Origin of the sequence: Brachybacterium sp. GCM10030268, assembly GCF_042666305.1 — a bacterium.
In the GTDB taxonomy this organism is placed as follows: domain Bacteria; phylum Actinomycetota; class Actinomycetes; order Actinomycetales; family Dermabacteraceae; genus Brachybacterium.
The window spans coordinates 19,778-40,207 of record NZ_JBHTCW010000009.1 but is presented as its reverse complement, the minus strand read 5'-3'; the positions used below and the strand labels follow the sequence as shown (position 1 = coordinate 40,207).

At 72.4% G+C, this 20,430-nt stretch carries 19 protein-coding genes; 8 read left to right on the top strand and 11 right to left on the bottom strand.

All coding sequences use genetic code 11. The features are described 5' to 3' along the window. Positions 1 to 5: 5 nt before the first annotated feature. The 4 genes from ACFQRD_RS12630 to ACFQRD_RS12615 all read right to left on the bottom strand — a co-directional run bounded on the left by ACFQRD_RS12630 (position 6) and on the right by ACFQRD_RS12615 (position 7,628). Positions 6 to 1,637 (bottom strand): serine hydrolase domain-containing protein, encoded by a 1,632-nt coding sequence (locus ACFQRD_RS12630; RefSeq protein ID WP_377804437.1) that lies wholly within the window; start codon positions 1,635 to 1,637, stop codon positions 6 to 8. 5 nt (positions 1,638 to 1,642) lie between these two features. Next, a complete protein-coding gene (locus tag ACFQRD_RS12625; RefSeq protein ID WP_377804435.1) occupies positions 1,643 to 2,431 on the bottom strand; it encodes an SWIM zinc finger family protein in 789 nt (262 codons plus the stop codon). Between the two features lie 10 nt (positions 2,432 to 2,441). Further along, a complete protein-coding gene (locus tag ACFQRD_RS12620) occupies positions 2,442 to 5,651 on the bottom strand; it encodes a DEAD/DEAH box helicase (RefSeq protein ID WP_377804433.1) in 3,210 nt (1,069 codons plus the stop codon). Between the two features lie 90 nt (positions 5,652 to 5,741). Next, positions 5,742 to 7,628 (bottom strand): chromosome partitioning protein, encoded by a 1,887-nt coding sequence (locus ACFQRD_RS12615; RefSeq protein WP_377804431.1) that lies wholly within the window; start codon positions 7,626 to 7,628, stop codon positions 5,742 to 5,744. A 143-nt stretch (positions 7,629 to 7,771) separates the two neighbouring features. On the opposite strand from ACFQRD_RS12615, the gene ACFQRD_RS12610 reads away from it, so the two are divergent. Next, a complete protein-coding gene (locus ACFQRD_RS12610) occupies positions 7,772 to 8,518 on the top strand; it encodes a protein phosphatase 2C domain-containing protein (RefSeq protein ID WP_377804429.1) in 747 nt (248 codons plus the stop codon). A 924-nt stretch (positions 8,519 to 9,442) separates the two neighbouring features. On the opposite strand, the gene ACFQRD_RS12605 is transcribed toward ACFQRD_RS12610, so the two are convergent. The 3 genes from ACFQRD_RS12605 to upp form a co-directional block, all read right to left on the bottom strand. Continuing rightward, positions 9,443 to 10,249, bottom strand: coding sequence for a winged helix-turn-helix domain-containing protein (locus tag ACFQRD_RS12605; protein WP_377804427.1), 807 nt, complete (start codon positions 10,247 to 10,249; stop codon positions 9,443 to 9,445). A gap of 375 nt (positions 10,250 to 10,624) precedes the next feature. Continuing rightward, complete coding sequence (locus ACFQRD_RS12600; protein WP_377804425.1) at positions 10,625 to 11,296, bottom strand: class I SAM-dependent methyltransferase; 672 nt, start codon at positions 11,294 to 11,296, stop codon at positions 10,625 to 10,627. A 16-nt stretch (positions 11,297 to 11,312) separates the two neighbouring features. Beyond that, positions 11,313 to 11,951: a uracil phosphoribosyltransferase gene (gene upp / locus ACFQRD_RS12595; protein ID WP_377018783.1), complete on the bottom strand. Its 639-nt coding sequence runs from the start codon at positions 11,949 to 11,951 to the stop codon at positions 11,313 to 11,315. A 77-nt stretch (positions 11,952 to 12,028) separates the two neighbouring features. Here upp and ACFQRD_RS12590 point away from each other — a divergent pair, with 77 nt between their 5' ends. From ACFQRD_RS12590 to tadA, 3 genes are read left to right on the top strand one after another with little or no spacing between them, the layout of a single operon-like run. Then, positions 12,029 to 12,985, top strand: coding sequence for a helix-turn-helix domain-containing protein (locus ACFQRD_RS12590; RefSeq protein WP_377804423.1), 957 nt, complete (start codon positions 12,029 to 12,031; stop codon positions 12,983 to 12,985). Continuing rightward, positions 12,982 to 13,533 carry a dihydrofolate reductase family protein gene (locus ACFQRD_RS12585; RefSeq protein WP_377804421.1) on the top strand — a complete coding sequence of 184 codons (552 nt, stop codon included), beginning with the start codon at positions 12,982 to 12,984 and terminating at the stop codon, positions 13,531 to 13,533. The genes ACFQRD_RS12590 and ACFQRD_RS12585 overlap by 4 nt, the downstream gene beginning before the upstream one ends. A 5-nt stretch (positions 13,534 to 13,538) precedes the next feature. Beyond that, positions 13,539 to 14,000, top strand: a complete 462-nt coding sequence (tadA, locus tag ACFQRD_RS12580) for a tRNA adenosine(34) deaminase TadA (protein WP_377804419.1) — start codon at positions 13,539 to 13,541, stop codon at positions 13,998 to 14,000. Positions 14,001 to 14,008: 8 nt separating this feature from the next. Here the strand turns inward: tadA and ACFQRD_RS12575 are convergent, their stop codons facing one another. Then, positions 14,009 to 14,725 carry an SDR family oxidoreductase gene (locus ACFQRD_RS12575; protein WP_377804417.1) on the bottom strand — a complete coding sequence of 239 codons (717 nt, stop codon included), beginning with the start codon at positions 14,723 to 14,725 and terminating at the stop codon, positions 14,009 to 14,011. 99 nt (positions 14,726 to 14,824) lie between these two features. Between ACFQRD_RS12575 and ACFQRD_RS12570 the strand changes: the two genes are divergently transcribed. Further along, positions 14,825 to 15,223: a MerR family transcriptional regulator gene (locus ACFQRD_RS12570; RefSeq protein ID WP_377018788.1), complete on the top strand. Its 399-nt coding sequence runs from the start codon at positions 14,825 to 14,827 to the stop codon at positions 15,221 to 15,223. Here the strand turns inward: ACFQRD_RS12570 and ACFQRD_RS12565 are convergent, their stop codons facing one another. The 3 genes from ACFQRD_RS12565 to ACFQRD_RS12555 are packed head-to-tail and all read right to left on the bottom strand — an operon-like array spanning position 15,224 to position 17,555. Beyond that, positions 15,224 to 15,847 carry a response regulator gene (locus tag ACFQRD_RS12565; RefSeq protein WP_377018789.1) on the bottom strand — a complete coding sequence of 208 codons (624 nt, stop codon included), beginning with the start codon at positions 15,845 to 15,847 and terminating at the stop codon, positions 15,224 to 15,226. Next, a complete protein-coding gene (locus ACFQRD_RS12560; RefSeq protein WP_377018791.1) occupies positions 15,844 to 17,019 on the bottom strand; it encodes a sensor histidine kinase in 1,176 nt (391 codons plus the stop codon). The genes ACFQRD_RS12565 and ACFQRD_RS12560 overlap by 4 nt, the downstream gene beginning before the upstream one ends. A 47-nt stretch (positions 17,020 to 17,066) precedes the next feature. Continuing rightward, positions 17,067 to 17,555 (bottom strand): hypothetical protein, encoded by a 489-nt coding sequence (locus ACFQRD_RS12555; protein ID WP_377804415.1) that lies wholly within the window; start codon positions 17,553 to 17,555, stop codon positions 17,067 to 17,069. 260 nt (positions 17,556 to 17,815) lie between these two features. Between ACFQRD_RS12555 and ACFQRD_RS12550 the strand changes: the two genes are divergently transcribed. From ACFQRD_RS12550 to ACFQRD_RS12540, 3 genes are read left to right on the top strand one after another with little or no spacing between them, the layout of a single operon-like run. After that, the gene (locus tag ACFQRD_RS12550; protein WP_377018793.1) at positions 17,816 to 18,844 is read left to right on the top strand and encodes a methionine ABC transporter ATP-binding protein; all 1,029 of its coding nucleotides are present in this window, start codon (positions 17,816 to 17,818) and stop codon (positions 18,842 to 18,844) included. Next, the gene (locus ACFQRD_RS12545) at positions 18,841 to 19,542 is read left to right on the top strand and encodes a methionine ABC transporter permease (RefSeq protein ID WP_377018794.1); all 702 of its coding nucleotides are present in this window, start codon (positions 18,841 to 18,843) and stop codon (positions 19,540 to 19,542) included. The genes ACFQRD_RS12550 and ACFQRD_RS12545 overlap by 4 nt, the downstream gene beginning before the upstream one ends. Before the next feature lie 26 nt (positions 19,543 to 19,568). Next, the gene (locus ACFQRD_RS12540) at positions 19,569 to 20,414 is read left to right on the top strand and encodes a MetQ/NlpA family ABC transporter substrate-binding protein (protein WP_377792603.1); all 846 of its coding nucleotides are present in this window, start codon (positions 19,569 to 19,571) and stop codon (positions 20,412 to 20,414) included. Positions 20,415 to 20,430 lie beyond the last annotated feature (16 nt).

Here is a 20,430-nt window from a genome sequence, read left to right as displayed (position 1 = left end):
CGCTCTCAGCCGGCGGCGACCGTGGTGACGTCGAGCGACTGCACGAGGGCCTCGCGTCGCGGATCGGTCAGCAGATCGATCCGCACCGAGGGCGCACCGTCGTAGGCGCCGCGCAGAGTCCAGCGCAGCTGGGCACGGCTGAGCACCGTGGCGTTGTCCGGTCGCAGCAGCTCCAGGGCGCTGTGGTCCAGGCCGGCTGCGGCCAGGGCCGCCTCCAGGCGCCGGCGGCGCTCGGCGCGGGTGCTGTCGAGGTCCATGTTCCCGGCGAACCAGATATCCGCCGTATGCTCTGTCTCCTTCGTATCTGCCGCGTCCGCGGCAGCGGGGTCGCCGGTGCGCAGCCAGTCCACCGCGGCGGCGGCCGCCCGGAGGGTCTGGCGCGAGGCGGTCTTCCGCGGCGGGGCGAGCAGCTCCGGGAGCTCGCGCTGCAGCAGGCGCAGGGCCTGCATCGACAACGGCGTGGCCGGGGCGTACTTGCTGTTGGCCAGCGCCACGACGCCGACGCCGGAGGCGCGGTGCCACACCATGAACGAGCCGTAGCCGGGGTAGCCGCCGGAGTGGGAGATGACCTCACCGAGGTCGGGGAACTGCTCGACGACGAGGCCGAGCCCGTAGCCGCGCACCCGGTCGAAACCGGGGGAGCGTCCATCCTCCCCGGCGGGCAGGGGCGCCAGCGGCTGGTGGCGCTGGAGCTGCTGCATCTCGCGGCGGGAGGCGGCCGAGAGCGGGGGTGCGGCCGGCTCCCCGGCCGGGGTGGCCTCGCCCGGGGCGTCGGCCGCGGCCAGGAAGCGCACCCAGGTCGCCACGTCGTCGACCGTGGAGAACAGGCCGGCCATCGCGCCGTACACGCCGGGGGAGTCCAGCGGCACGGGCTCGAAGCGGGTGGCGTCGCTGCGGTCGCCGACCCGGTGCCCGGTGGCCAGGCGTCCCGTGTCGATCGAGGCGGCCTCGAAGGCGGTGTCGGCGAGGCCCAGGGGGTCGAGGAAGCGGCGGCGGATCTCGGTGGTGTAGTCCGAGCCGGTGACCTCGTCGATCACGCGGCCCAGCAGTGCGTACCCGGTGTTGGAGTATTCGAACCCGGTGCCGGGGCGGTGGACGTGACCGAGGCCGGCCCGCAGGATCTCTGCGAACTCCTCGCGGGTCAGGGCCTCCTGGCGGTCGCCCCACGGATTGTCGGTGACCAGGCCCGCGCTCATCGTCAGCAGGTGGCCCACGGTGACCTCGGGGTCGTCGGGACCGGTCTCGAAGGCCCCGTCGGCCTCGGGGACGTACTGGGCGACGGGATCGTCCAGGCGCAGTCGTCCCTCGTCCCGCAGCGCGAGCACGGTCGCGGCGGTGAACGACTTGGTCATCGACGCGATCCGGGAGATGGTGCCGCGGTCCATGGGCGCAGAGCCGGGCGCGGGGTGGCCCTCGGCGAGCTCCCGGTGCCCGGCCGCGCCGTGAGCCAGCACGGCCCGGCTGTGGCCGTGCCCGCCGATGAGCGCCCAGGTGACCCCGGCGGTGCGGTGCCGGGCGACGGCCTCGTCGAACAGGGCGGCGATCTCTGCGCTGACGTGCTCCGGGACGATGTCGGCCGCGGAGGCGACGGACGGGGTGGCAGCAGCGGAGGCGGAGGCGAGGAAGGTGGCAGGCATGATCCTCACTCTATGGCCGAGGGCTGGTCGCTCGGGGCGGCGCCGGCACGGTAGAACGAGGCGATGGCCGCCGCCGGCGCCTCGCCGATCACCTCGGACAGCAGCGCCGGGTCCATGCGGGCCGGGTCGAAGCCACCGCGCGCGGCGGGACCGTCCCCGTTCTCCGGCGTGCTCGGGTCCTCCGGCCCGCTCGCCGGACCGGGACCGCTCGGGTCCTCGGGGCGCGCAGGAACCGTCGGCCCCGCCGCCGCGGGGCTCCGCCCGCCGGCCGGGGGGACCAGGTCCTCGAGGGCGAGGCCGCGCAGGGTCAGCAGCTGCACGGGCCGCTCGTCGACCTCCTCGACCAGCACATAGACCAGTGCCGCGACGTGACGGCAGGGTCCCGGCCAGTCCAGGCAGGAGCAGTCGTGGGAGAGCTCGGAGGCGCCGCGGGGCAGCAGGGACACCTCACTGTGGGCGAGCTCCGCCTCCAGGTCCTGGGGGTACTCGCCACCTGCTAGGCGCGTCGGCAGGTCCGGGTGGGTGCGGGCGACCTGCACGAAGGCTTCCCGGTCCGCGGGGCTGAACGGAGGGAGGTCCACGCGTGCCTGGTAGAGGTGGCCGTCGGCGTCGAGGACGTCGCCGCGGGCGATGCCGGTCTCGATGTCCAGCCACTGCACGCGGCCGGCACGGGCGTCCGCCTTGCCGCTGCCGGCACGGCCCACGCCGAGGATCGTCTCGGCCGCGTCGCGCAGGGCGGCGGCGTGCCAGTTCCTGCCGATCGCGCCGCGGCGCGAGGTCAGTCTGATGCTCATCGCGGGGTCCTCACGGTCGCTCGGCTCCGTCGGCCAGGTCGGTCCCGTCGCCTCCGTCGGTCCCGTCGGCCGTCCCGAGCTCGTCCCCGCTGAGCGAGAGCATGTCGGCCAGGGTGTCGTCGTCGAGGGAGGCCAGCCAGTCCTCCCCGGGACTGATGGTGAGGTCGGCCAGGGTCTGCTTGTCGGTCAGGACCGTGTCGATCTTCTCCTCGACCGTGCCGGCGCTGACCAGTTTGTGCACGCTGACGTCGCGACGCTGGCCGATGCGGAAGGCACGGTCGGTGGCCTGGTTCTCCACGGCCGGGTTCCACCAGCGGTCGAGGTGGACGACGTGGTTGGCGGCGGTGAGGGTGAGCCCGGTGCCGCCGGCGCGGAGGCTGAGCAGCATCAGGCCGGGACGGTCGCGGTGGGCCTGGAACTCGGAGACCATGTCGTCGCGGTCGCGTTTGGAGACCCCGCCGTGGAGGAAGGGCACGTCCAGGCCCAGGTGGGCGAAGCGCTCCTGCCAGTACGGGACCAGCAGGTGGCCGAAGGTGGTGAACTGCGTGAACAGCAGCACCTTCTCCCCGTCGGCGAAGGCCGTCTCCAGCACGTCGTCGACCAGCTCGAGCTTCCCGGAGCGGTGCTGCCCCTCGCGCAGCAGGGGCGAGCCGTCCCCGAGGTAGTGGGCCGGATGGTTGCAGACCTGTTTGAGCCGGGTGATGGTCGAGACCACCAGGGTGCGGCGGGTCTTCTCGTCGGCGTCGCGCAGCTGGTCCAGGAGCTCGTCGACCAGTGCCTGGTACAGCCCGGCCTGCTCGGGCGTCAGGTTCACCACCCGGGTCAGCTCGCTCTTGTCCGGCAGGTCCTTGATGATCGAGCGGTCCGTCTTCACGCGGCGCATGATGAAGGGGGAGGTGACGAACTTCAGCCGGCGCAGGGCCGCCTCGTCGCCCTCCTCCTCGATGGGCTTGGCGATGCGGTCGCGGAAGCTGGTGGCGGTGCCGAGCAGGCCGGGGTTGGCGACCTCCATCAGCGAGTGCAGGTCGGCCAGCTTGTTCTCGACGGGGGTGCCGGTCATGGCCAGGCGGTGCGGGGCCTGCAGCGCGCGGGCGGCGCGGGTGACCTGCGTGCCCGGGGTCTTCACGTGCTGCGCCTCGTCGAACACGATGCGGTGCCAGGGAACGGCCGAGAGCACCGGCTGGTCGCGGGCCAGCAGCGAGTAGGTGGTGATGACCAGGTCGAGGTCCGCGGCGCCGGCGACGAAGGACTCATCGCGCACCCGGGTCCCGCCGTGGTGGACGTGGACGGACAGGTGCGGGGCGAAGGTCGCCGCCTCCCGCTGCCAGGCGCCGACGACGGACATCGGGCACACCAGCAGCGTCGGGCCCACGGTGCCCGCCGCAGGCGCCGGGGCGGTGTCGGGGGCCGAGGGTGCGTCGTCGGGCCGCAGGGGGCCGGTCCCTTCCCGCTCCCGGCACAGCAGCGCCAGGACCTGCATCGTCTTGCCCAGGCCCATGTCGTCGGCGAGGATCCCGCCGAGACCGAGTCGGTCCAGCGCCCACAGCCAGTTCAGCCCGTCGAGCTGGTAGGGCCGCAGGGTGGCATCCAGGGTCCGCGGCGCAGGGTGGGGATAGGCGCCGCTGCCGCCGGGCAGGAGCCGTGCCAGACCCTCGCGGCCGCCGGCCACGAGCGCCTGCACGCCGAAGTCGACGTCGGCCGCCTCGGGCGAGAGCAGCATGGAGAAGATCTCCATCCACGGCGCCTGCCCGGAGATCTCGGCGGGGGCCGACGGGTCGTCCGCGGGGGGCGGCGGCAGGGTCGGCGGAGTCCCGGCGGGGCCTGCGGCAGGTGCCCGCTGGGCTGCGCCGGCGCTCGGGGGCGTGCCGTCCTCCCGGTTCTGCCGGCGCCGATCGCGGGTGCCGGCCGTGAAGGCGTCCAGGAAGCGCTCGGCCGCGCGGAGCGTGGTGGGATCCAGCCGCACCCACTTCCCGCGCAGCTGGACCAGCTCCGACTGGGCCTCTCTAATCTCCTCCATCTCCGCCTCGGTCAGCTCGGTCTCGCCGACGGCCACGCGCCAGCGGAACGTGGCCATGGCGTCCAGGCCGACGCCGGAGGCCTTGCGCTCACCCTCGGCTGCCGCGTCCTCATCCGCCTGGGGGCGCACGGTGGTGCGCTGCTTCGTCCAGTCCCGCGGCAGCAGCACGGTGATCCCCGCGTCCTCGAGCGCCGGGGTGTCGTGGGCGAGGAAGGCCCCGGCCTGGGCGGTGGTCAGCAGCCAGCCCACGCCGGTCTCGTCCACCGCCGCGTCCCGCACCGTCGGGGCCTCGCGCATCACGGCGGCGGAGGCCTCGGCGGCCCCGGACGTGGTGAGGTCGCCGACGGCTCGGAGGTCGGCGACGGGATGCACGGTGCCGTCGGCCTCGCGCAGGCAGGTCTCCAGCGGCCAGGCCGTGCCGACGGGCGGCTCGAACAGGCGCACCACCACGTCGCTGTCGCTCGAGCGGAGCCTCACGCCCGGCCGCCCCGACTCGACGAAGGCATCGAAGGCCGCGGTGATCCGGCGCCGGGCCGGCAGGTCGGCCTCGAGGTCGCCGTCGGCCGCGAGGGCCGCCAGCACCCCGAAGCGGTCATCGGCATCCGAGGCGTGGGGGTGCGGCGGGTGCTCGAGCGCCTGGACGTGCGCGGCGAAGGCCGCCCGCGCGTGCCCGTCGACCAGGGCGTGCAGCATCGGCGACGCCTCCCGCTCGGGGGCGCGCCATTCCAGCACGGGCCGGCCGAACCGCTCGGCGGCGCGGACCCGGAGCTGGCGCTCGGCGACGAGGCGGCGCGCCTGCAGATCCAGCAGCGCCGCGGCGATCAGATCGGGCATGGCGACCAGGTTCTCGTCGAGCCTCGCAGCGGCACCCTCGCCGATCAGCGCGCTGAGGCGGTCGACGAGCTCGTCCCCGAAGCGTCCGCTCAGCAGCCCGGTCACTGCACCGACCAGGGCGGTCAGGGACGGGCCGGCCAGCGGCAGCGCGGGGACCCGGCGATGGCCGTCGCGGCCGAGGATGCGTATCCGGTGCCGCAGCCGGTCGGGGGCCTCCGCCAGGGCGTCGGAGAGGTCGGCCGGGGCCTCATCGCGCAGCCCGGAGAGATCCTCGAGCGCCTTCGAGCGGCCGGGCCCGGTCTGCTCGCGCACCCACAGGGCGGGACCCAGGTCCTCGTCGACGACGAGGTGCAGACGGCGGACGGGCATGCCCACCAGATTAGGCCCCGGGGCCGACAGGGGTGTGCCGGGAGCGCCGTGCTGTGGACGCGCGGGGTCGGGTGGGGTGCGCCGTCCCGCTCAGAGCCCGTCGATGATCAGCGCGGTCGCGTCCAGCCAGGCTTCCTTGGTCTTGGGGTGGATCCGCGACCAGTCCAGGTGGGAGCCGCTGACGAACTGCTGCTCATAGGGCACTTCGGTGACCGCGCGGGTGTGCGCCCCGAAGTGGGCGAGCAGGCGCTGACGCAGCGTGGAGTCGACCTTCCCCTTCGCGGAGTGGGACAGGATCGTCACCGCGTGGTCGACCTGTTCGGCCAGCCCCGTGGCCCGCAGCTCATCGATCATCCACGCGGCCGCGTTGAAGGTGTCCTCGCGGACGGTGGAGATGATGACCAGCTGGTCCGCGTTGCGCACGGCGGCCAGCCAGTTGGAGGCGCGCACGTTGTTGCCGGTGTCGATGACCTTGATGCGGTAGAACCGCGAGAGCGTGTCGTTGAGCTCCCCGAAGGCCTCGTCGTCGATCAGTGCGGCCGAGCCCGGGTCCTCGTCGGAGGCGAGGATGTCGAACCGCATCTCGCCCTGGGGCCGCACGTACGGATCCAGATCCGCGTTGCTCGCCTCGGGGGAGCGCAGGCGGCCGATGTCGTGCAGCAGATCCACCGCGGTGCGGTGGTGCTCGGTGGGCAGCCCGCGCCAGCCCAGCGTGCCGCGGGTCTCGTTGTTGTCCCAGGCCAGCACGTTGCCGCCGCGGGTCACGCCGAGGGTGGCGGCGATCATGAGTGAGGCCGTGGTCTTGTGGGCGCCGCCCTTGAGGTTGACCACGGCGATGTTGCGCGGCCCATCCAGCTGCCGTCGGATGCGCTCGAGGCGCTCGTTGTCCAGGCGCTCGGCCTTGCCGGGGGCCGGGGAGATGGCCCCGCCGGTGAGCTTGGTGATGAAACCGCGGAATCCGCGCGTGGCCTTGTCCTTCTCCGGGCGCGCCGTCGAGGACTGCAGGTCCTTCAGGGTGGGCCGGCCATCGGAGTCGGACACCGTGCGCGGCGGCAGCGGGCGCTTGGACGCGGAATCTCCGGACGCAGCAGAACCGCCGCCCTGCTCGGAGCGCTCGTCCCGGCCCGGCCGGTCCTCCTGGCCTGAGCGGACACCGCCCGACGGGACGGAGGTGATGACCTCGTCCCGCGACGCCGGTGCGGGCACCGGCGCGTGCGAGCCCGTGTCGGAACCGGCGGCAGGAGCGGGGGTCGCCGAACCCGCTGATCCGGCGGAGGAGGGTGCGGAGGGCGCCGACCCTGCCGATCCGGCGGAGAAGGATGCGGAGGTCGCGGACGCCGAGGGCGCGGAGTCCGACCCGGCGGACCCGTGCGAGGCCACGCTGGCTCCGGACAGGGCCGATGGCGGCATCGCGGCCGCCCGGCGCCGGCGGGCACGATGCGGCCGCACCGTCGGCAGTTCGCCGGTCGCGGGGGAGCCGACGGCGGGATGCTCCCCGGTCACGGGTGGACCGATGGCGGCGTGCTCCCCGGTCGCGGGCGAGCCGATGGCCGCATGCTCCCCGGTGGCGGAGCTGGTCTCGGCGGGGCCCGCGGGACGGGTGGGGCCCGCTGGGCCGAGGGAATCCGGGGTGATCGAGCTGAGGTCCGCGGTGTCGTCCGTCGGCAGCGATTCGGCGGCATGGCCTCCGCTCGGCGGCGCGATCAGCGGGTCGTCGATGGCGGGCCCGTAGAGCGGACGGTCATCCGCCGTGCGCCCCGCGATCCGGCCCGTGGGTTCGACCCGCAGGTGATGGCGCACATCCGGCTCGACGATCACCACGTCCACGGCCTCGCCGCCGCTGCGGGCGGCGGTGATGAAGACCTGCTTCACCCGGTTGCGGATCTCGGGGAGGTTGGCCCCGGTGACCTCGACGGTCTCGTCGGCCAGATGCACGGTGGCAGTGGTGTCGGAGGTGATCCGCGCCTGCGCGATCATCGATGGTTCCCTTCCACATCCTGGTGTCCGCCTCGCCGGGTGTCGGCCGAGCGGCATGTATCGCACCCACTCTACGGGCGTGCGGCCCCGGATGCCCGACGACCAGCCCGCTTCTGCCACGGGCGGGTGCATACAGTGGGCCTGTGCGCACCACACTGGTCACCGATCCGGCGGTCCCTGGCGCGAATGAGGACGCCGCCGGCGTGCTCGGCGACGTGGCCGTCGTCCTCGACGGCGCCGGTCTGCCCCGACGGTTCCGCGCCGGCTGCCATCACAGCGTCGCCTGGTTCTCCCACCGGCTGGCCGCTCACCTGCTCACCGGCGCCCAGGATCCGGGGACGGATCTGACCGGGGCGCTGGCGCGAGCGATCGCCGAGGTGCGCGGGCTGCACGAGGACGAGTGCGACCTCGAGGCAGGCAGCCCGTCGGCCACCGTCGTCGCCGTCCGCAGAACCGGTGAGCACCTCGAGCATCTCGTGCTGTGCGACTCCTCCCTGCTGCTGCATGCCCGGAACGGAGGAGTGCGGCGCCTCAGCGACCTCCGGGTCGATGACGTGGCACGTGAGGAGTCCGCACCGGAGTGGGTCGAGGAGCGACGCAATGCAACCGGTGGCTTCTGGGTGGCCCGCCACGAGCCGGAGGCTGCGGAACAGGCACTGACCGGACGAACCCTGCTGACCGATCTGTCGGCCGTCCATCTGGTCTCCGACGGCATCACCCGCACCGTGGACCTGCTCGGGATGCATGACGACGATTCGCTGTCCGCGGCCCTGAGCACTGCTCCCGGTGAGCTGATCGCCGGCCTCCGCGCCGCCGAGGAGACGCTTCCGGAGCATCGCCGGCCCCGCAAGCTGCATGATGATGCGACGGTGCTCACACTTTCACTGTGAAGGTCGCGACAGCGGCCCGAACACCGCCCGAGCCCCGTCCGGCGCGAGGCGGCGGGCAGGGTATCGACAGCTCGTGAGCATCACTGCAGAACACGCGGCAGGAGCGGTGTTTTTGATGTACGTTGACGACACCTTGGGCGCTTCGACACCAACCCCAACCCTGAATGTTCCTGCATGTCACCTGCGAAAACACAGAGTGCTGGCGCGTTTACATAGGGCCCGGGACGACCTAGACTCAAGGGGAACGCGTTGTCGCGACGAGGGGCCGTCCACGGACGTGCGCGGCCTTCGGATCGCCGTGATGGGGGACAGGTCTCGTGAGGGTCACAGTTCCCGGTTTCGACTGATAGCGTCGCGGCCGTGCCACCCGGCACGGTGTGAAAACTTCATAGATGTGCCGCTTCCCAGGACCCCCCTCATGGGGAGCGGCCGGACGGGCACAATGCCAGGTTCCCCCACCTATGGCAGCCCGTCCAGCCTGTTCGCCCGCACCCACCCCTGACGGACGACAGGCCTGACGAGCGGTCCGTGAGCCCCCGACATTGTCGGTTGAGAGCTCCGGGCCGCTCGTCCTGTCCGGAGACGTTTCGGCGCCGGGACGGCCGGAACGGCGTCGCCGCTCGCGGAAGGATCGCTTATCGGACCGCGCAGGGCCGTGGCCCCGCGCGGTGGCGACCCGTGGACACTCGCGTCGGCCGCACAGAACCCGAGTCGCTCACTCCAGCCGCTCGCGGTTGCGCACATCCGTGACCCTGTTGGAACGAGCGCCGAATTCCAACAGGGTCACGGATGCGACGCCCGGTGCGCCCATTGGGTTCGGTGCGCCCGGAGCGCCCATTGGGCCCGGGGCTCGGGGCGCTCGTCGTCATCACGCGCCGCGGTGCCCAGGGCGCGGCGAGGTCAGCGATGCGGGCCGCGAGGTGCTCAGCCGAGGATCGCGACGTCGCTGCCCGGGTCCAGGCGGTAGCCGGCGCCGCGGACGGTCGAGATCAGGCGGCGGTAGCGGCCGAGCTTGGTACGCACACGACGCACGTGCACGTCGACCGTGCGCTCACCGGTGTCCGCCGGGGCCTCGGCCCAGACGGTCTTCATGAGCTCCTCGCGGGAGACGGTCCGCCGAGCGTTGCCGGCCAGCTGGGCGAGCAGCTCGAATTCCTTGTAGGTCAGGTCCACGTCCTGCCCGTCGATCCGCACCCGGCGGCCGAACAGGTCGACCACCAGGCTGTCCTCGGCCGCGACCGACGGGCTCGAGGGGCTGACCGCGGTGGCCAGCGCCGCCCGGCGGCGTGCCGCCTCCGCATCCCGGCGGGCCGGGGAGTTCGGGGAGACCACGCCGGTGCGGCGCGGGCGCAACGGGCTGACCGCGGCCGGGCTCTGCTCGCGCGGCGGCAGGGTGCGGGCGCTGGAGCGGCCGGGGGCGGCCGTGGCGGTGAAGGCGTCGGGGCTGTCCACGGACACGCTGGTGCGCGCTTGCTGGGAGGCCGTGAGGCGCTGGGCGTGGGAACGCAGGTCATCGGCGATGCGGGCGGCGTCGACGTCCCCGGTGCCGGCGGGGAGGGTGACCGACACGGTGACGGTCACGCCCTCGTCGGAGGTCTGGGGGCGGGGTGCCGAGGCGCCGGCACGATGCGGGGCGCGGGTGCCCGGGCGGGCCGCGGCGGGTCGAGCGGCGGCCGGACGAGCGGCGGCGGGACGGACGGTGGTGGCGGGACGGTCCAGGGTGATGGTCATGATGCGAGTTCTCCGAGGTGCGGCGCTGTATCGCGCGGCGGGCGGTGGGCCCGGGATCCCTGGAGATCGACGCCTGAGGGCGGATCATCGAGGGGCGTGCTCCCGGAAGCACCTGGAGCCCGCGCCTTCCGGCCGGCTCCTGTCAGCCGGCCCCGGAGGTGCCTTGAGCTCTCAGAGGCTCGGCTGACGATGCATCATCGGCATCATCATCATGAACATCATCGAGCGCATCGCAGAGCGGACCACCCGGCGGGTGGTCTGGCTGAGCGCGGCGGTCGACGTCATGTCCACGAGCATGCACCGCCCCGCCGTCTCGGGCAAGCAAGCGTTCATATTCTGAAACGCCACGGACGCGAGGCGCCTCGGAACTCCAGGTCAGGCCGTCTCTGAGGCGGTGCGGCGCACGATCAGCAGCGAGTCCTCGAGGTGACCGTGCTGTCCGTCCGGGCCGTCGGCCTCCCGCTCGCGCTGCTCGGCGACCTCCACCGCCCAGGCAGAGGGGTCCAGTGCGAGCTCGTCGGCCTCGTCCTGGGCCGTGAGCATCTGCTCGCGCGGGCCGGTGGGGCCGGAGCCCTCATGGTCATGCGCCTGCGCCCACGGCGGCGGGGCCGCGTGGGAGACGACCACGAGGAGGCCCTCGGGAGCCAGCGCACGCGCTGCCCGGCGCAGGATCCGGGTGCGGTCCAGCGCCACCCGGGAATGGAAGAACGACGCGGTGACCAGGTCGTAGGACGCCTCGTCGGGCTCCCACGCCGAGAGATCGCACTGCTCGAAACGAGCAGATCCGGGGCCGAGCTCGCGTGCTGAGGCGGCCTCCCGCGCCCGCGCGACGGCAGTGGGGGCGAGGTCCAGCCCGAGCGCCTGCCAGCCCTGCTGGGCGAGCCAGAGCACGTCGCCGCCCTCGCCGCAGCCCAGGTCGACGCTGCGACCGGGTGGGAGGCCGGCCACCGCGGCGGCCAGGGTCGGGTTGACGCGTCCGGACCACACCGGCTCCGCGCCGGCATAGCGCTGCTCCCAATGGGCGAGCGGGTCCTCCTCGGAGCTCATGGCGTCGCGGCGCCGGTCAGTCGACGACGCCGAAGAGGCGGTCACCGGCGTCACCGAGGCCGGGGACGATGTAGCCCTTCTCGTTGAGCTTCTCGTCGACCGCGGCGGTGACGATGGTCAGGTCGATCGCGGGGTCGATCTGCTCCTCCATGGCCTTCAGCCCCTCGGGGGCGGCCAGCAGGGTGACGCAGGTGATGTCGCGGGCGCCGCGCTCGTGCATGTACTCGCAGGCCGCGATCAGGGTGTGACCGGTGGCCAGCATCGGGTCCAGCACGAAGCACTGCCGCCCCGAGAGGTCGTCGGGCAGGCGGTTCGCGTAGGTGGTGACCTCGAGCGTCTCGTCGTTGCGGACCATGCCCAGGAACCCGACCTCGGCGGTGGGCAGCAGGCGGGTCAGGCCGTCGAGCATGCCCAGGCCGGCGCGCAGGATCGGCACCACCATGGGCTTGGGGTTGGAGAGCTTGGTGCCGGTCATCGCGGTCACCGGGGTCTCGATCTCCACCGGCGCCACGGCGACGTTGCGCGTCGCCTCGTAGGCCAGCAGTGTCACCAGCTCATCGGCGAGCTGGCGGAACACCGAGGAGTGCGTGGCGCGATTGCGCAGCACCGTCAGCTTGTGGGCGACGAGCGGGTGGTCGATCTCCAGGACGCGCATGGTGCGAATCTACCGGACCACGCAGAACAGCAAGACCGGTCAAGCGCGCGCCAGGCACGCGACGAATACTGGATCACATGGACGAGAACGAGGAGAACTCACCGGATCCGCTGCACCGGCTGCTCGACGCAGTCCTGGACGAGCGTCACCGCACCCTCGGCGACATGGCGGGTGGCGCGTTCCTCTCCGCGTTCCACTTCACCCGGCAGGTCAGCGGGCGCAGCGGCGAATCCCCGCTCGCCCTGCGCCGACGGGTGCTGCTCGAACAGGCGGCCTGGCGCCTCCAGCGCGGCACGTCCGTCACCGACGCGGCCTTCGCCGCCGGATACGACTCCGTCGAAGGGTTCTCGAGGGCCTTTCGTCGCGCCTACGGCCACGCGCCGAGCGATCTCCCGTCGGCCGACGTGCGCGGCCACTGGCTGCCCTCGCCCAACGGCCTCCATTTCCATTCACCGACGGCTTTGTACGTCGACGCCGGCACGCCGGAGGAGATCTCGGCCGGGGACGTGGTCGGGATCCAGGTGCGCCACGACCTCGAGGACATCGACGCCCTGCTGGAGGCGGCCGGCGCGCTCGGGCCCGACGAGATCACCCGGGTGCGACTGCCCGGCAGCGCCCCGCGCGGCTGGGACGGGGCCGACGAGACGATCGGGCAGCTGCTGCGACACCTCGTGCTCAGCAAGGAGCCCTGGCTGGCCAGCATCGAGGCTCGCACCGCGCCGGACCTCAGCAGCGGCGAAGATCCCGGTGAGCTGCGCAAGCGCCATCGCGAGATCGGCGCGCGCTGGCTCGCCCTGGTGCGCGACATCCAGCGCCGCGACGCCTGGCAGGACAGGATCATCGACGCCCTGTGCGACCCGCCGGAGTCGTTCCTGCTCTCCCAGATCATCGCCCACGAGCTCACCTTCTCCGCCCATCGCCGGCTGCTGGCGCGCTGGATGCTCGCCGACGCCGGCGTCGACCTTTCAGCACCCGCCCTGGACCCCGACCCGATCCTCTGGCACCGCCGCACGACAGGAGAGCAGCCGCTATGACCGCCTACCGCTTCTACACCGCCACCACCGTGGACGGCTTCATCGCCGACGAGCACGACAGCCTGGACTGGCTGCTGTCCCAGCCGGAACCCTCGGGCGGCATCCTCGACTACGACCGCTTCATCGCCGGGATCGGCGCGGTCGTGATGGGGTACACCACCTACCAGTGGGTACTCGGCCACCCGGAGGCGCAGGGCGACGGCCCGTCCCCCTGGCCGTACGAGCAGCCCACGTTCGTGTTCACCCACCGCGAGCTCGACCCGGCCGCCTCGAACATCCGCCTGCTCTCCGGAGCGCCGGAGGCCCACCGAGAGATGCTCGAGGCCGCGGCCGACGGGAGGGACGTCTGGATCGTCGGCGGCGGGGACCTCGCCGCCCAGTTCGCCGACGCCGGCATGGTGGACGAGATCGACGTCTCGATCGCCCCGGTCACCCTCGGCGCCGGCCGGCCCCTGTTCAAGGGCAGGTACGACCTGGAGCTCGAGGAGTTCGGTCGCAGCGGGGCCTTCCTCGAGGCGCGCTACCGGGTGGCGGGCAGGCGACAATAGCGGCCATGAGCGACGAGGAGCTGATGGGGCTGGCCATCGACCAGGCGCGCGCCGCCGCCGAGCGCGACCCGGCCGACGTCCCCATCGGTGCCGTCGTCATCGGGCCCGACGACGAGCTCCTCGCGGCCGCCGGCAACCGCCGCGAGGCCGACCAGGACCCCACCGCCCACGCCGAGATCCTCGCGCTGCGGGAGGCCGCCCGGGTGCGCGGCCGGTGGATGCTGCCGGATTGCACGCTCGTCGTCACCCTCGAGCCCTGCACCATGTGCGCCGGCGCGATCGTGCTCTCCCGGGTGCGCCGGCTCGTGGTCGGCGCCCCGGACCCGAAGGCCGGTGCTGCCGGGTCCCTCTACGACCTCGTCCGTGAGCCCCGGCTGAACCACCGCGTCGAGCTCACCGACGGTGTGCGCGAGAGCGAATGCGGCGATCTGCTGCGGGACTTCTTCCGCGCCCGCCGCCGGAGCTGAGACTGCACCTATCCCGCCATGGACCGGACGTAGTCATTGGGCTGACCCGTCAGCGCGGCTTTCGCGGCCCGGCTCTCGGCGTCGACGAGCACCTCGGCCGTGCCCGCCTCCAGGCCGTCGAGCGACGCGCGCACGACGTCGTCCGGCGAGATCTTCGGGATGTCGAACCCGGCGGAGAAGTCCGTGTCGACAGCGCCGAAGTGCAAGCCCTGCACGAGGACGCCAGCCGGAGCGAGCTCGGACCGGAGGCCGTTGGACAGGCTCCACGCGGCTGCCTTCGTCGCCCCGTAGGCCCCGTTCTGCGGCGGCGAGAACCACGCGATGGCCGAGAGAACATTGACGACGGCGCCGCGCGAGGCGCGGAGCGCGGGAGCGAAGGCCCGGGTGAGCTCCCACGGCCCGAACACGTTCGTGTCGAACAGGTGCCGCGCCGTCTCGAGAGACCCCGTGAGCAGCGACTCGAAGGCCACGGCGCCGGCGTTGTTGACCAGGATGGTGGTATCGCCTGCGACCTCCGCGGCCTCGGTGATCTCCGTGCGGGCGGTGACATCCAGGCGCACGACCTCCACGCGCGGATCGTGGCTCAGCTCGGTATCGACCGACAGCGGATCGCGCACGCCGGCATAGACCCTGCCCGCTCCCCGCTCCAGGAGACCTGAGACGAATGCGCGCCCGATACCTCGGTTCGCGCCGGTCACGAAAACGGTCTGTCCGCTGATTCTCATCGCGCATCCTCTCGTCGGCGAGGCCTCGCCGTCTGCGAGGCTTCGCCGACGGTAGGACCTAACATCGATGTGAGGGGCAAGCCGTCGAAGGGATCGGACATGAGGATCGGGGAGCTCTCCCGCGCCACGGGTGTGAGCATCCGGTCGCTGCGCTACTACGAGGAGCAGCGACTGCTCGCACCCGACCGCACGCCGACGGGGCAGCGTGTCTACGCCACGGACGCGCCGGAGAGGGTGCACCTGATCCAGTGCCTCTACTCCGCCGGCCTGCCCAGCACCTCCATCGCGCTGCTGCTGCGCTGCGAATCGACGGGGCTCGTCAGCGCCGGCATGCTCGATGAGGTACGAGGGCAGCGAGAGCGCATCACGCGCCGGCTCGAGCAGTTGACGGTGGCGGCCGCCAGGATCGACGCTCTCATCGACACCATGGCGGCGTCGGCCGACGGGCGGCACGGCGACGCCGCTGACTGGCGAGGCACACCGGCCCCGACCGACTGATCAGATCCAGCCCTGTCGCCGCGCGATCCCCACGGCCTCGTGGCGGTTGCCGGCCTGCAGCTTCGCCTGCGCGCTGGAGAGGTAGTTGCGCACCGTGCCCTCGGCCAGGTGCGCGCGACGGGCGATCTGCTCGACCGGGGCACCGTCGGCCGCGTACTCGAGCACGTCGGCCTCGCGCGGGGTCAGCGGCGAATCCCCGGAGGAGATCGTCTCCGCCGCCAGCTCCGGATCGATAGCGCGACGTCCGGCGGCGACCGAGCGCACGGCCTGGGCCAGCTGCTCGGCCGAGGCGGTCTTGGGCAAGAACCCCAGCACGCCCTGGGTGAGCGCCCGCTTGAGGTACCCGGGCCGGGCGTGCGAGGTGAGGATCAGGCAGCGGGTGGCGGGAGAGACCTCGCCGATCCGGGTGCAGGCCTCCAGGCCGTCGCCGTCGGGCAGCTGGAGATCGACCACGGCCACCTCGGGCTGCTCGCGCTGGGCCAGGCGCACCCCGTCGGCCACGGTCCCTGCCTCCCCGCGCACCTCGAGATCCGCCTCGAGGGAGAGCATCGTGGCCAGCGCCGACCGGATCAGGTGCTCGTCGTCGACGAGGATGACGGTCAGGGGAGCGGGGGGATCGGTCATCGCTGGTCTCCAGCATCGTCGAAGCGGACGTCGAGAGTGAAGGTGCCGCTGTCACGGTGCACCACGAGAGCCGCACGATCACCGAGGCGCTCCCGCATGCCCGTGAGCCCGTCGCCCTCGAGGACCCGCCCGTCGGTCGGGGCGCCGTCGTTGACCAGGCGCAGTCCGTCGGCCCCGAGCGTGATCGTCACCTTGGTGGGATCGGCATGGCGCAGGATGTTGGTCCCGCCCTCGCGCAGCACCCACGCGGCGCTGTCGGCGTGCTCGGACGGGAGGTCGGAGACGTCGCCCTCCACCTCGACCTGCACGTGCGCCGAGCGCAGCAGGGAGGTGGTCCCCCGCAGCTCGGCCTCCAGATCGGCCTCCCGGTAGCCCCGCACCAGGCCGCGGATCTCGGCGAGGGATGCCCGGGCGATCTGAGCGACCTCCCGGCTGTGCTCGAGGGCACGCGGATCCTCGCGCTCGGTGAGCTGGGCGACCAGTTCGGACTTCACCGCGATCGCCGAGAGGTCGCGCCCGGTGACGTCGTGCAGGTCACGGGCGAAGCGCAGCCGCTCCTCGGCGACCGCCAGCCGGGCCTGCGACTGCCGCGCCACGTCCAGTTCGCGCACCACGGCCGCCAGCCACAGGGTGGAGCGGAAGGCGATCACGCCGCTGGCCGTGATGGCGGCGACCGCGATCGCCTCCCGGCTCGCCAGCCCCAGTGCCGAGAGGAGGAGCGAGGCCACGATCGACGAGACGACGCCGACGGGCAACGGCCACCGCAGCCCCACGTTGCCGAGGACCGGAGTGACAGAGACGGCGAGGATACGGGGGTCGGTCCCGGTCACCATCAGGAGCACGGCGATCGCCACGGTCACCACGGCCGTGCCCTCGAGGGTCCAGTCCGAGCCGAGGTGACCGACGCGGGGCAGGTCCCAGCGGCCCCGCTCGGCCGGGAGCGTGGAGCGTGACCAGGTCTTCATCGCCCGCCACGCCGACCAGGCCCCGAGCACTATCTGGCCGCTGAGCAGCGACATGGCCAGGGGGTGTTCCGCGAAGGCCGCGCGGAGGCCGAGGTCGAGGAAGCCGGCGATACCGAGGGGGTACATCACCAGGAGCGCGACGATGGTCCAGGCGGTGTAGGCGTAGAAGACGCGCCACGGGCGACCGGCGGCATGCGCGGTGGTCATGGCTGGCCTCCCTTCGATGGTGCTGACCATAGCGGACCCCCGGGCGGTCAGAGCGCCGTGGACAGCAGGTTCCCGAAGAGGCCGAACAGCAGACCCCAGGCGGTGATCGAGACGCCCATCCACAGGTAGACACGGCTGCGCGTCGCGCCGAGGGCGATCATGGTGGGGGCGGTGATCTGGGAGGCGATGACGAACGGGCCCAGCAGGGCGACGCCGGGGACGCCGTACCTGTCCAGGGCGGCCGCCACTTTCTGACGGATCTTCGAGGTCTTCTTCTCCGGGCGCTCGCGGCGGCCGGAGACGGCGTCGCGGGCACGGCCGGACAGGGCGATGACGGCGAAGGTCGAGATCATGTTCCCGACCACCGCCGCGGGGATGGCGATGGCCGGGTGGATGCCGGCGGCCGTGCCCAGCAGCGCCGCGAAGAAGGACTCGATGAAGGGGATCGCCCCGATCGGGATCAGCGCGAGGACCTGCTGCCAGGTCTCCATGCCGTCGACCCAGGTGGCGAGCTGCTGAAGGATGTCGTTGACCATGTGAAGCTCCTCGGGAGTGTGCAATCGGTATGGCTTCACTCTTCCGCCGCGCCGGCACCTCGGGTAGGGCGGTGGCTCACCGGCTGCTGTGGCGTCCTCACCGGGCGGCGATGACAGATGTCATGGCGCTGCCGCCCGCGTCTCGAGGTGAGGCGGCGGTGTGACCTGGCCCCGCCTTATGACCCCCGAAAGCGTGAGGTGTATTGCCTCGTGTGAACGAGGGTGCGGGATACCGCCTGGGGGATGTTTCAATCCCGAGTGTGATCACTCTCGACGGCCTCACGAAGGTCTTCCCCGCGCCCGGCGGGGGAGGCTCTGTCGCCGCGCTCGACGGCATCGATCTGCAGCTGGACGCCGGCAGGGTCCACGGCATCGTCGGCCGCTCCGGCGCCGGCAAATCCACCCTCATCCGCTGCCTGACCGGACTGGAGAAGCCCACCTCGGGCCGGGTCGAGGTCGATGGCACCGACGTCGCCGCCCTCGAGGGGGCCCGGCTCCGTGCCGCCCGCCGCAACATCGGCATGGTCTTCCAGCACGCGAACCTGCTGGACTCCCGCACCGCCGCCCAGAACATCGCCCACCCGCTGGAGATCGCCGGGGTGCCCCGCGAACGCCGCCGCGAGCGCGTGGCCGAGCTGGTCGAGCTCGTGGGCCTGACCGGTCGCGAGCACAACTATCCCGCCCAGCTCTCCGGCGGGCAGATCCAGCGCGTCGGCATCGCCCGCGGCCTCGCCGCCGAGCCCAAGGTGCTGCTGTGCGACGAGCCCACCAGCGCACTGGACGGCGCCACCACCCGCCAGATCCTCCGCCTCATCCGTGACCTGCGTGAACGCCTCGGCATCACCGTCGTGATCATCACCCACGAGATGGCCGTGGTGCGCGAGGTCTGCGAGACCGTCACCCTCCTGGCCGACGGACGGATCGCCCAGAGCGGGGACCTGGTCGACGTCGCCGCCGACCCGCACGGGCCGCTGGCCGCCGAGCTGATCCCGCTGCCGCCGGTGCCCACCGGCATCGACGCCACCATCGTCAACTGCAACTACGGCGACTCGCCCGAGCTGCGCACCAGCGAGGACCTGGTGCGCCTGGCCGAGCAGCACGGCGCCCGCGCCGGGATCGTCGCCGGCACCATCGAGACCATCGGCGGCCGCCAGGTGGGCCGCGTCCAGCTGGCGCTGCGCAACGACTCCGGGCGGCCCATCAGCCACGACGGCCTGGCCTCGTTCCTGCGCGAGCTGGAGTCGGCCGGCGTCGTCGCCCAGATCATCACCGAGGAGGTGGCGGCATGATCGAGACCCTCCAGCAGTGGGCGCAGAACCCCATCCTGTGGCAGTGGGAGGACGGCCTGTGGCAGGCCGTCGGCGTCACCCTCTACATGACCGTGTGCACCATGATCCTGACCGTGGTGCTGGGGCTGCCGCTGGGCATCGCCCTGTTCGAGACCGAGGGTGCCCGCTCGACCTGGCTGCGCGGGGTCAACCAGGTCGTCGGCTTCGTGGTCAACGTGCTGCGCTCGTTCCCCTTCTTCATCCTCATCATCGCGCTGATCCCGGTCACCGCGTTCATCGTGGGCCGCTCCACCGGCCCCAACGCTGCGATGCTCGCCCTGACCGTCGCCGCGGTCCCCTTCGCAGCCCGCCTGTTCGAGCTGAACCTGCGCGAGATCCCCGCCGGGAAGATCGAGGCCGTGTCGATGATGGGCGCGAGCCGCTGGCAGATCATCCGCCAGGTGCTGATCCCCGAGGCCCTGCCCGGCATCATCGGCTCCATCACCACCACCACGATCGCCGTGATCGGCTACACCGCCATGGCCGGCTCCGTGAACAGCGGCGGCCTCGGTCAGCTCGCCTACAACCGCGGCTACACCGGCTACCAGACCGAGATCACCGTGGCCACCGTGATCCTGCTGATCATCATCGTCGTCGCCGTGCAGATGATCGGCGCCCGCCTGTCCCGAGCCGTCGACCACCGTGCCCGCACCGCCTGACCCGCATCCCACCCCCAGGAGAAACCATGAGCACCCTGAACCGCCGCACCCTGTTCGCCTCCGGCGCCGGCCTGGCAGCCCTGTCCCTCTCGGCCTGCGGCGCAGGCTCCCAGGGGGAGAGCCCCACGGCCGACGAGAGCGGCGTGACCACCCTGCGGGTGGCCGCCTCCCCGCAGCCCCACGCCGAGATCCTCGCTTTCATCAGCGAGAACCTCGCCGCCGACGCCGGCCTGGAGATCGAGATCGAGGAGGTCACGGACTACAAGATCCCCAACCGCCTGCTCAGCGACGGCGAGGTCGAGGCGAACTTCTTCCAGCACCTGCCCTACCTCGAGACCGAGATGGAGGAGAACGGCTACGAGCTCACCCCCTTCGAGGGCGTGCACATCGAGCCGCTGGGCGTCTTCGCCGACTCGCTGACCAGCCTCGATGACCTGGCCGACGGCGACGAGGTGGCGGTGCCCAACGACCCCACCAACCGCGGCCGCGCCCTCGCGCTGCTCGCCGAGAACGGGCTGCTGACCCTCGCCGAGGGCGTCGAGCCCACCGAGGCCACCCCGGACGACGTCGAGGACAACCCCAAGAACCTCACGTTCCCGGAGGTCGACGCCGCCCTGCTGCCGCGCACCCTGGCCGACTACGCGGCCGCGGTGATCAACGGCAACATCGCCCTGGAGGCGGACCTGAACCCGGCCGAGGATGCCCTCGTGCTCGAGTCCGGTGAGGGCAACCCGTTCGCGAACCTCCTGGTGGTCCGCACCGAGGACGCCGAGAACGAGGCCCTGGTGACGCTCGATGAGCTGCTGCACTCCGACGACGTGCGGACCTTCATCGAGGACACCTACAGCGGAGCCATCATCCCGGCGTTCTGATCCGCGCCCGCTCGTC

What these genes read in the sequence shown, in the direction of transcription:
- ACFQRD_RS12555 (WP_377804415.1), bottom strand. Translation starts at nt 17,555, where the DNA reads ATGGTCAACGACATCCTTCAGCAGCTCGCCACCTGGGTCGACGGCATG.
- ACFQRD_RS12545 (WP_377018794.1), top strand. Translation starts at nt 18,841, where the DNA reads ATGATCGAGACCCTCCAGCAGTGGGCGCAGAACCCCATCCTGTGGCAG.
- ACFQRD_RS12560 (WP_377018791.1), bottom strand. Translation starts at nt 17,019, where the DNA reads ATGACCACCGCGCATGCCGCCGGTCGCCCGTGGCGCGTCTTCTACGCC.
- ACFQRD_RS12605 (WP_377804427.1), bottom strand. Translation starts at nt 10,249, where the DNA reads ATGACCATCACCCTGGACCGTCCCGCCACCACCGTCCGTCCCGCCGCC.
- ACFQRD_RS12585 (WP_377804421.1), top strand. Translation starts at nt 12,982, where the DNA reads ATGACCGCCTACCGCTTCTACACCGCCACCACCGTGGACGGCTTCATC.
- ACFQRD_RS12575 (WP_377804417.1), bottom strand. Translation starts at nt 14,725, where the DNA reads ATGAGAATCAGCGGACAGACCGTTTTCGTGACCGGCGCGAACCGAGGT.
- ACFQRD_RS12565 (WP_377018789.1), bottom strand. Translation starts at nt 15,847, where the DNA reads ATGACCGATCCCCCCGCTCCCCTGACCGTCATCCTCGTCGACGACGAG.
- ACFQRD_RS12620 (WP_377804433.1), bottom strand. Translation starts at nt 5,651, where the DNA reads ATGCCCGTCCGCCGTCTGCACCTCGTCGTCGACGAGGACCTGGGTCCC.
- ACFQRD_RS12625 (WP_377804435.1), bottom strand. Translation starts at nt 2,431, where the DNA reads ATGAGCATCAGACTGACCTCGCGCCGCGGCGCGATCGGCAGGAACTGG.
- ACFQRD_RS12630 (WP_377804437.1), bottom strand. Translation starts at nt 1,637, where the DNA reads ATGCCTGCCACCTTCCTCGCCTCCGCCTCCGCTGCTGCCACCCCGTCC.
- upp (WP_377018783.1), bottom strand. Translation starts at nt 11,951, where the DNA reads ATGCGCGTCCTGGAGATCGACCACCCGCTCGTCGCCCACAAGCTGACG.
- tadA (WP_377804419.1), top strand. Translation starts at nt 13,539, where the DNA reads ATGAGCGACGAGGAGCTGATGGGGCTGGCCATCGACCAGGCGCGCGCC.
- ACFQRD_RS12600 (WP_377804425.1), bottom strand. Translation starts at nt 11,296, where the DNA reads ATGAGCTCCGAGGAGGACCCGCTCGCCCATTGGGAGCAGCGCTATGCC.
- ACFQRD_RS12615 (WP_377804431.1), bottom strand. Translation starts at nt 7,628, where the DNA reads ATGATCGCGCAGGCGCGGATCACCTCCGACACCACTGCCACCGTGCAT.
- ACFQRD_RS12590 (WP_377804423.1), top strand. Translation starts at nt 12,029, where the DNA reads ATGGACGAGAACGAGGAGAACTCACCGGATCCGCTGCACCGGCTGCTC.
- ACFQRD_RS12570 (WP_377018788.1), top strand. Translation starts at nt 14,825, where the DNA reads ATGAGGATCGGGGAGCTCTCCCGCGCCACGGGTGTGAGCATCCGGTCG.
- ACFQRD_RS12540 (WP_377792603.1), top strand. Translation starts at nt 19,569, where the DNA reads ATGAGCACCCTGAACCGCCGCACCCTGTTCGCCTCCGGCGCCGGCCTG.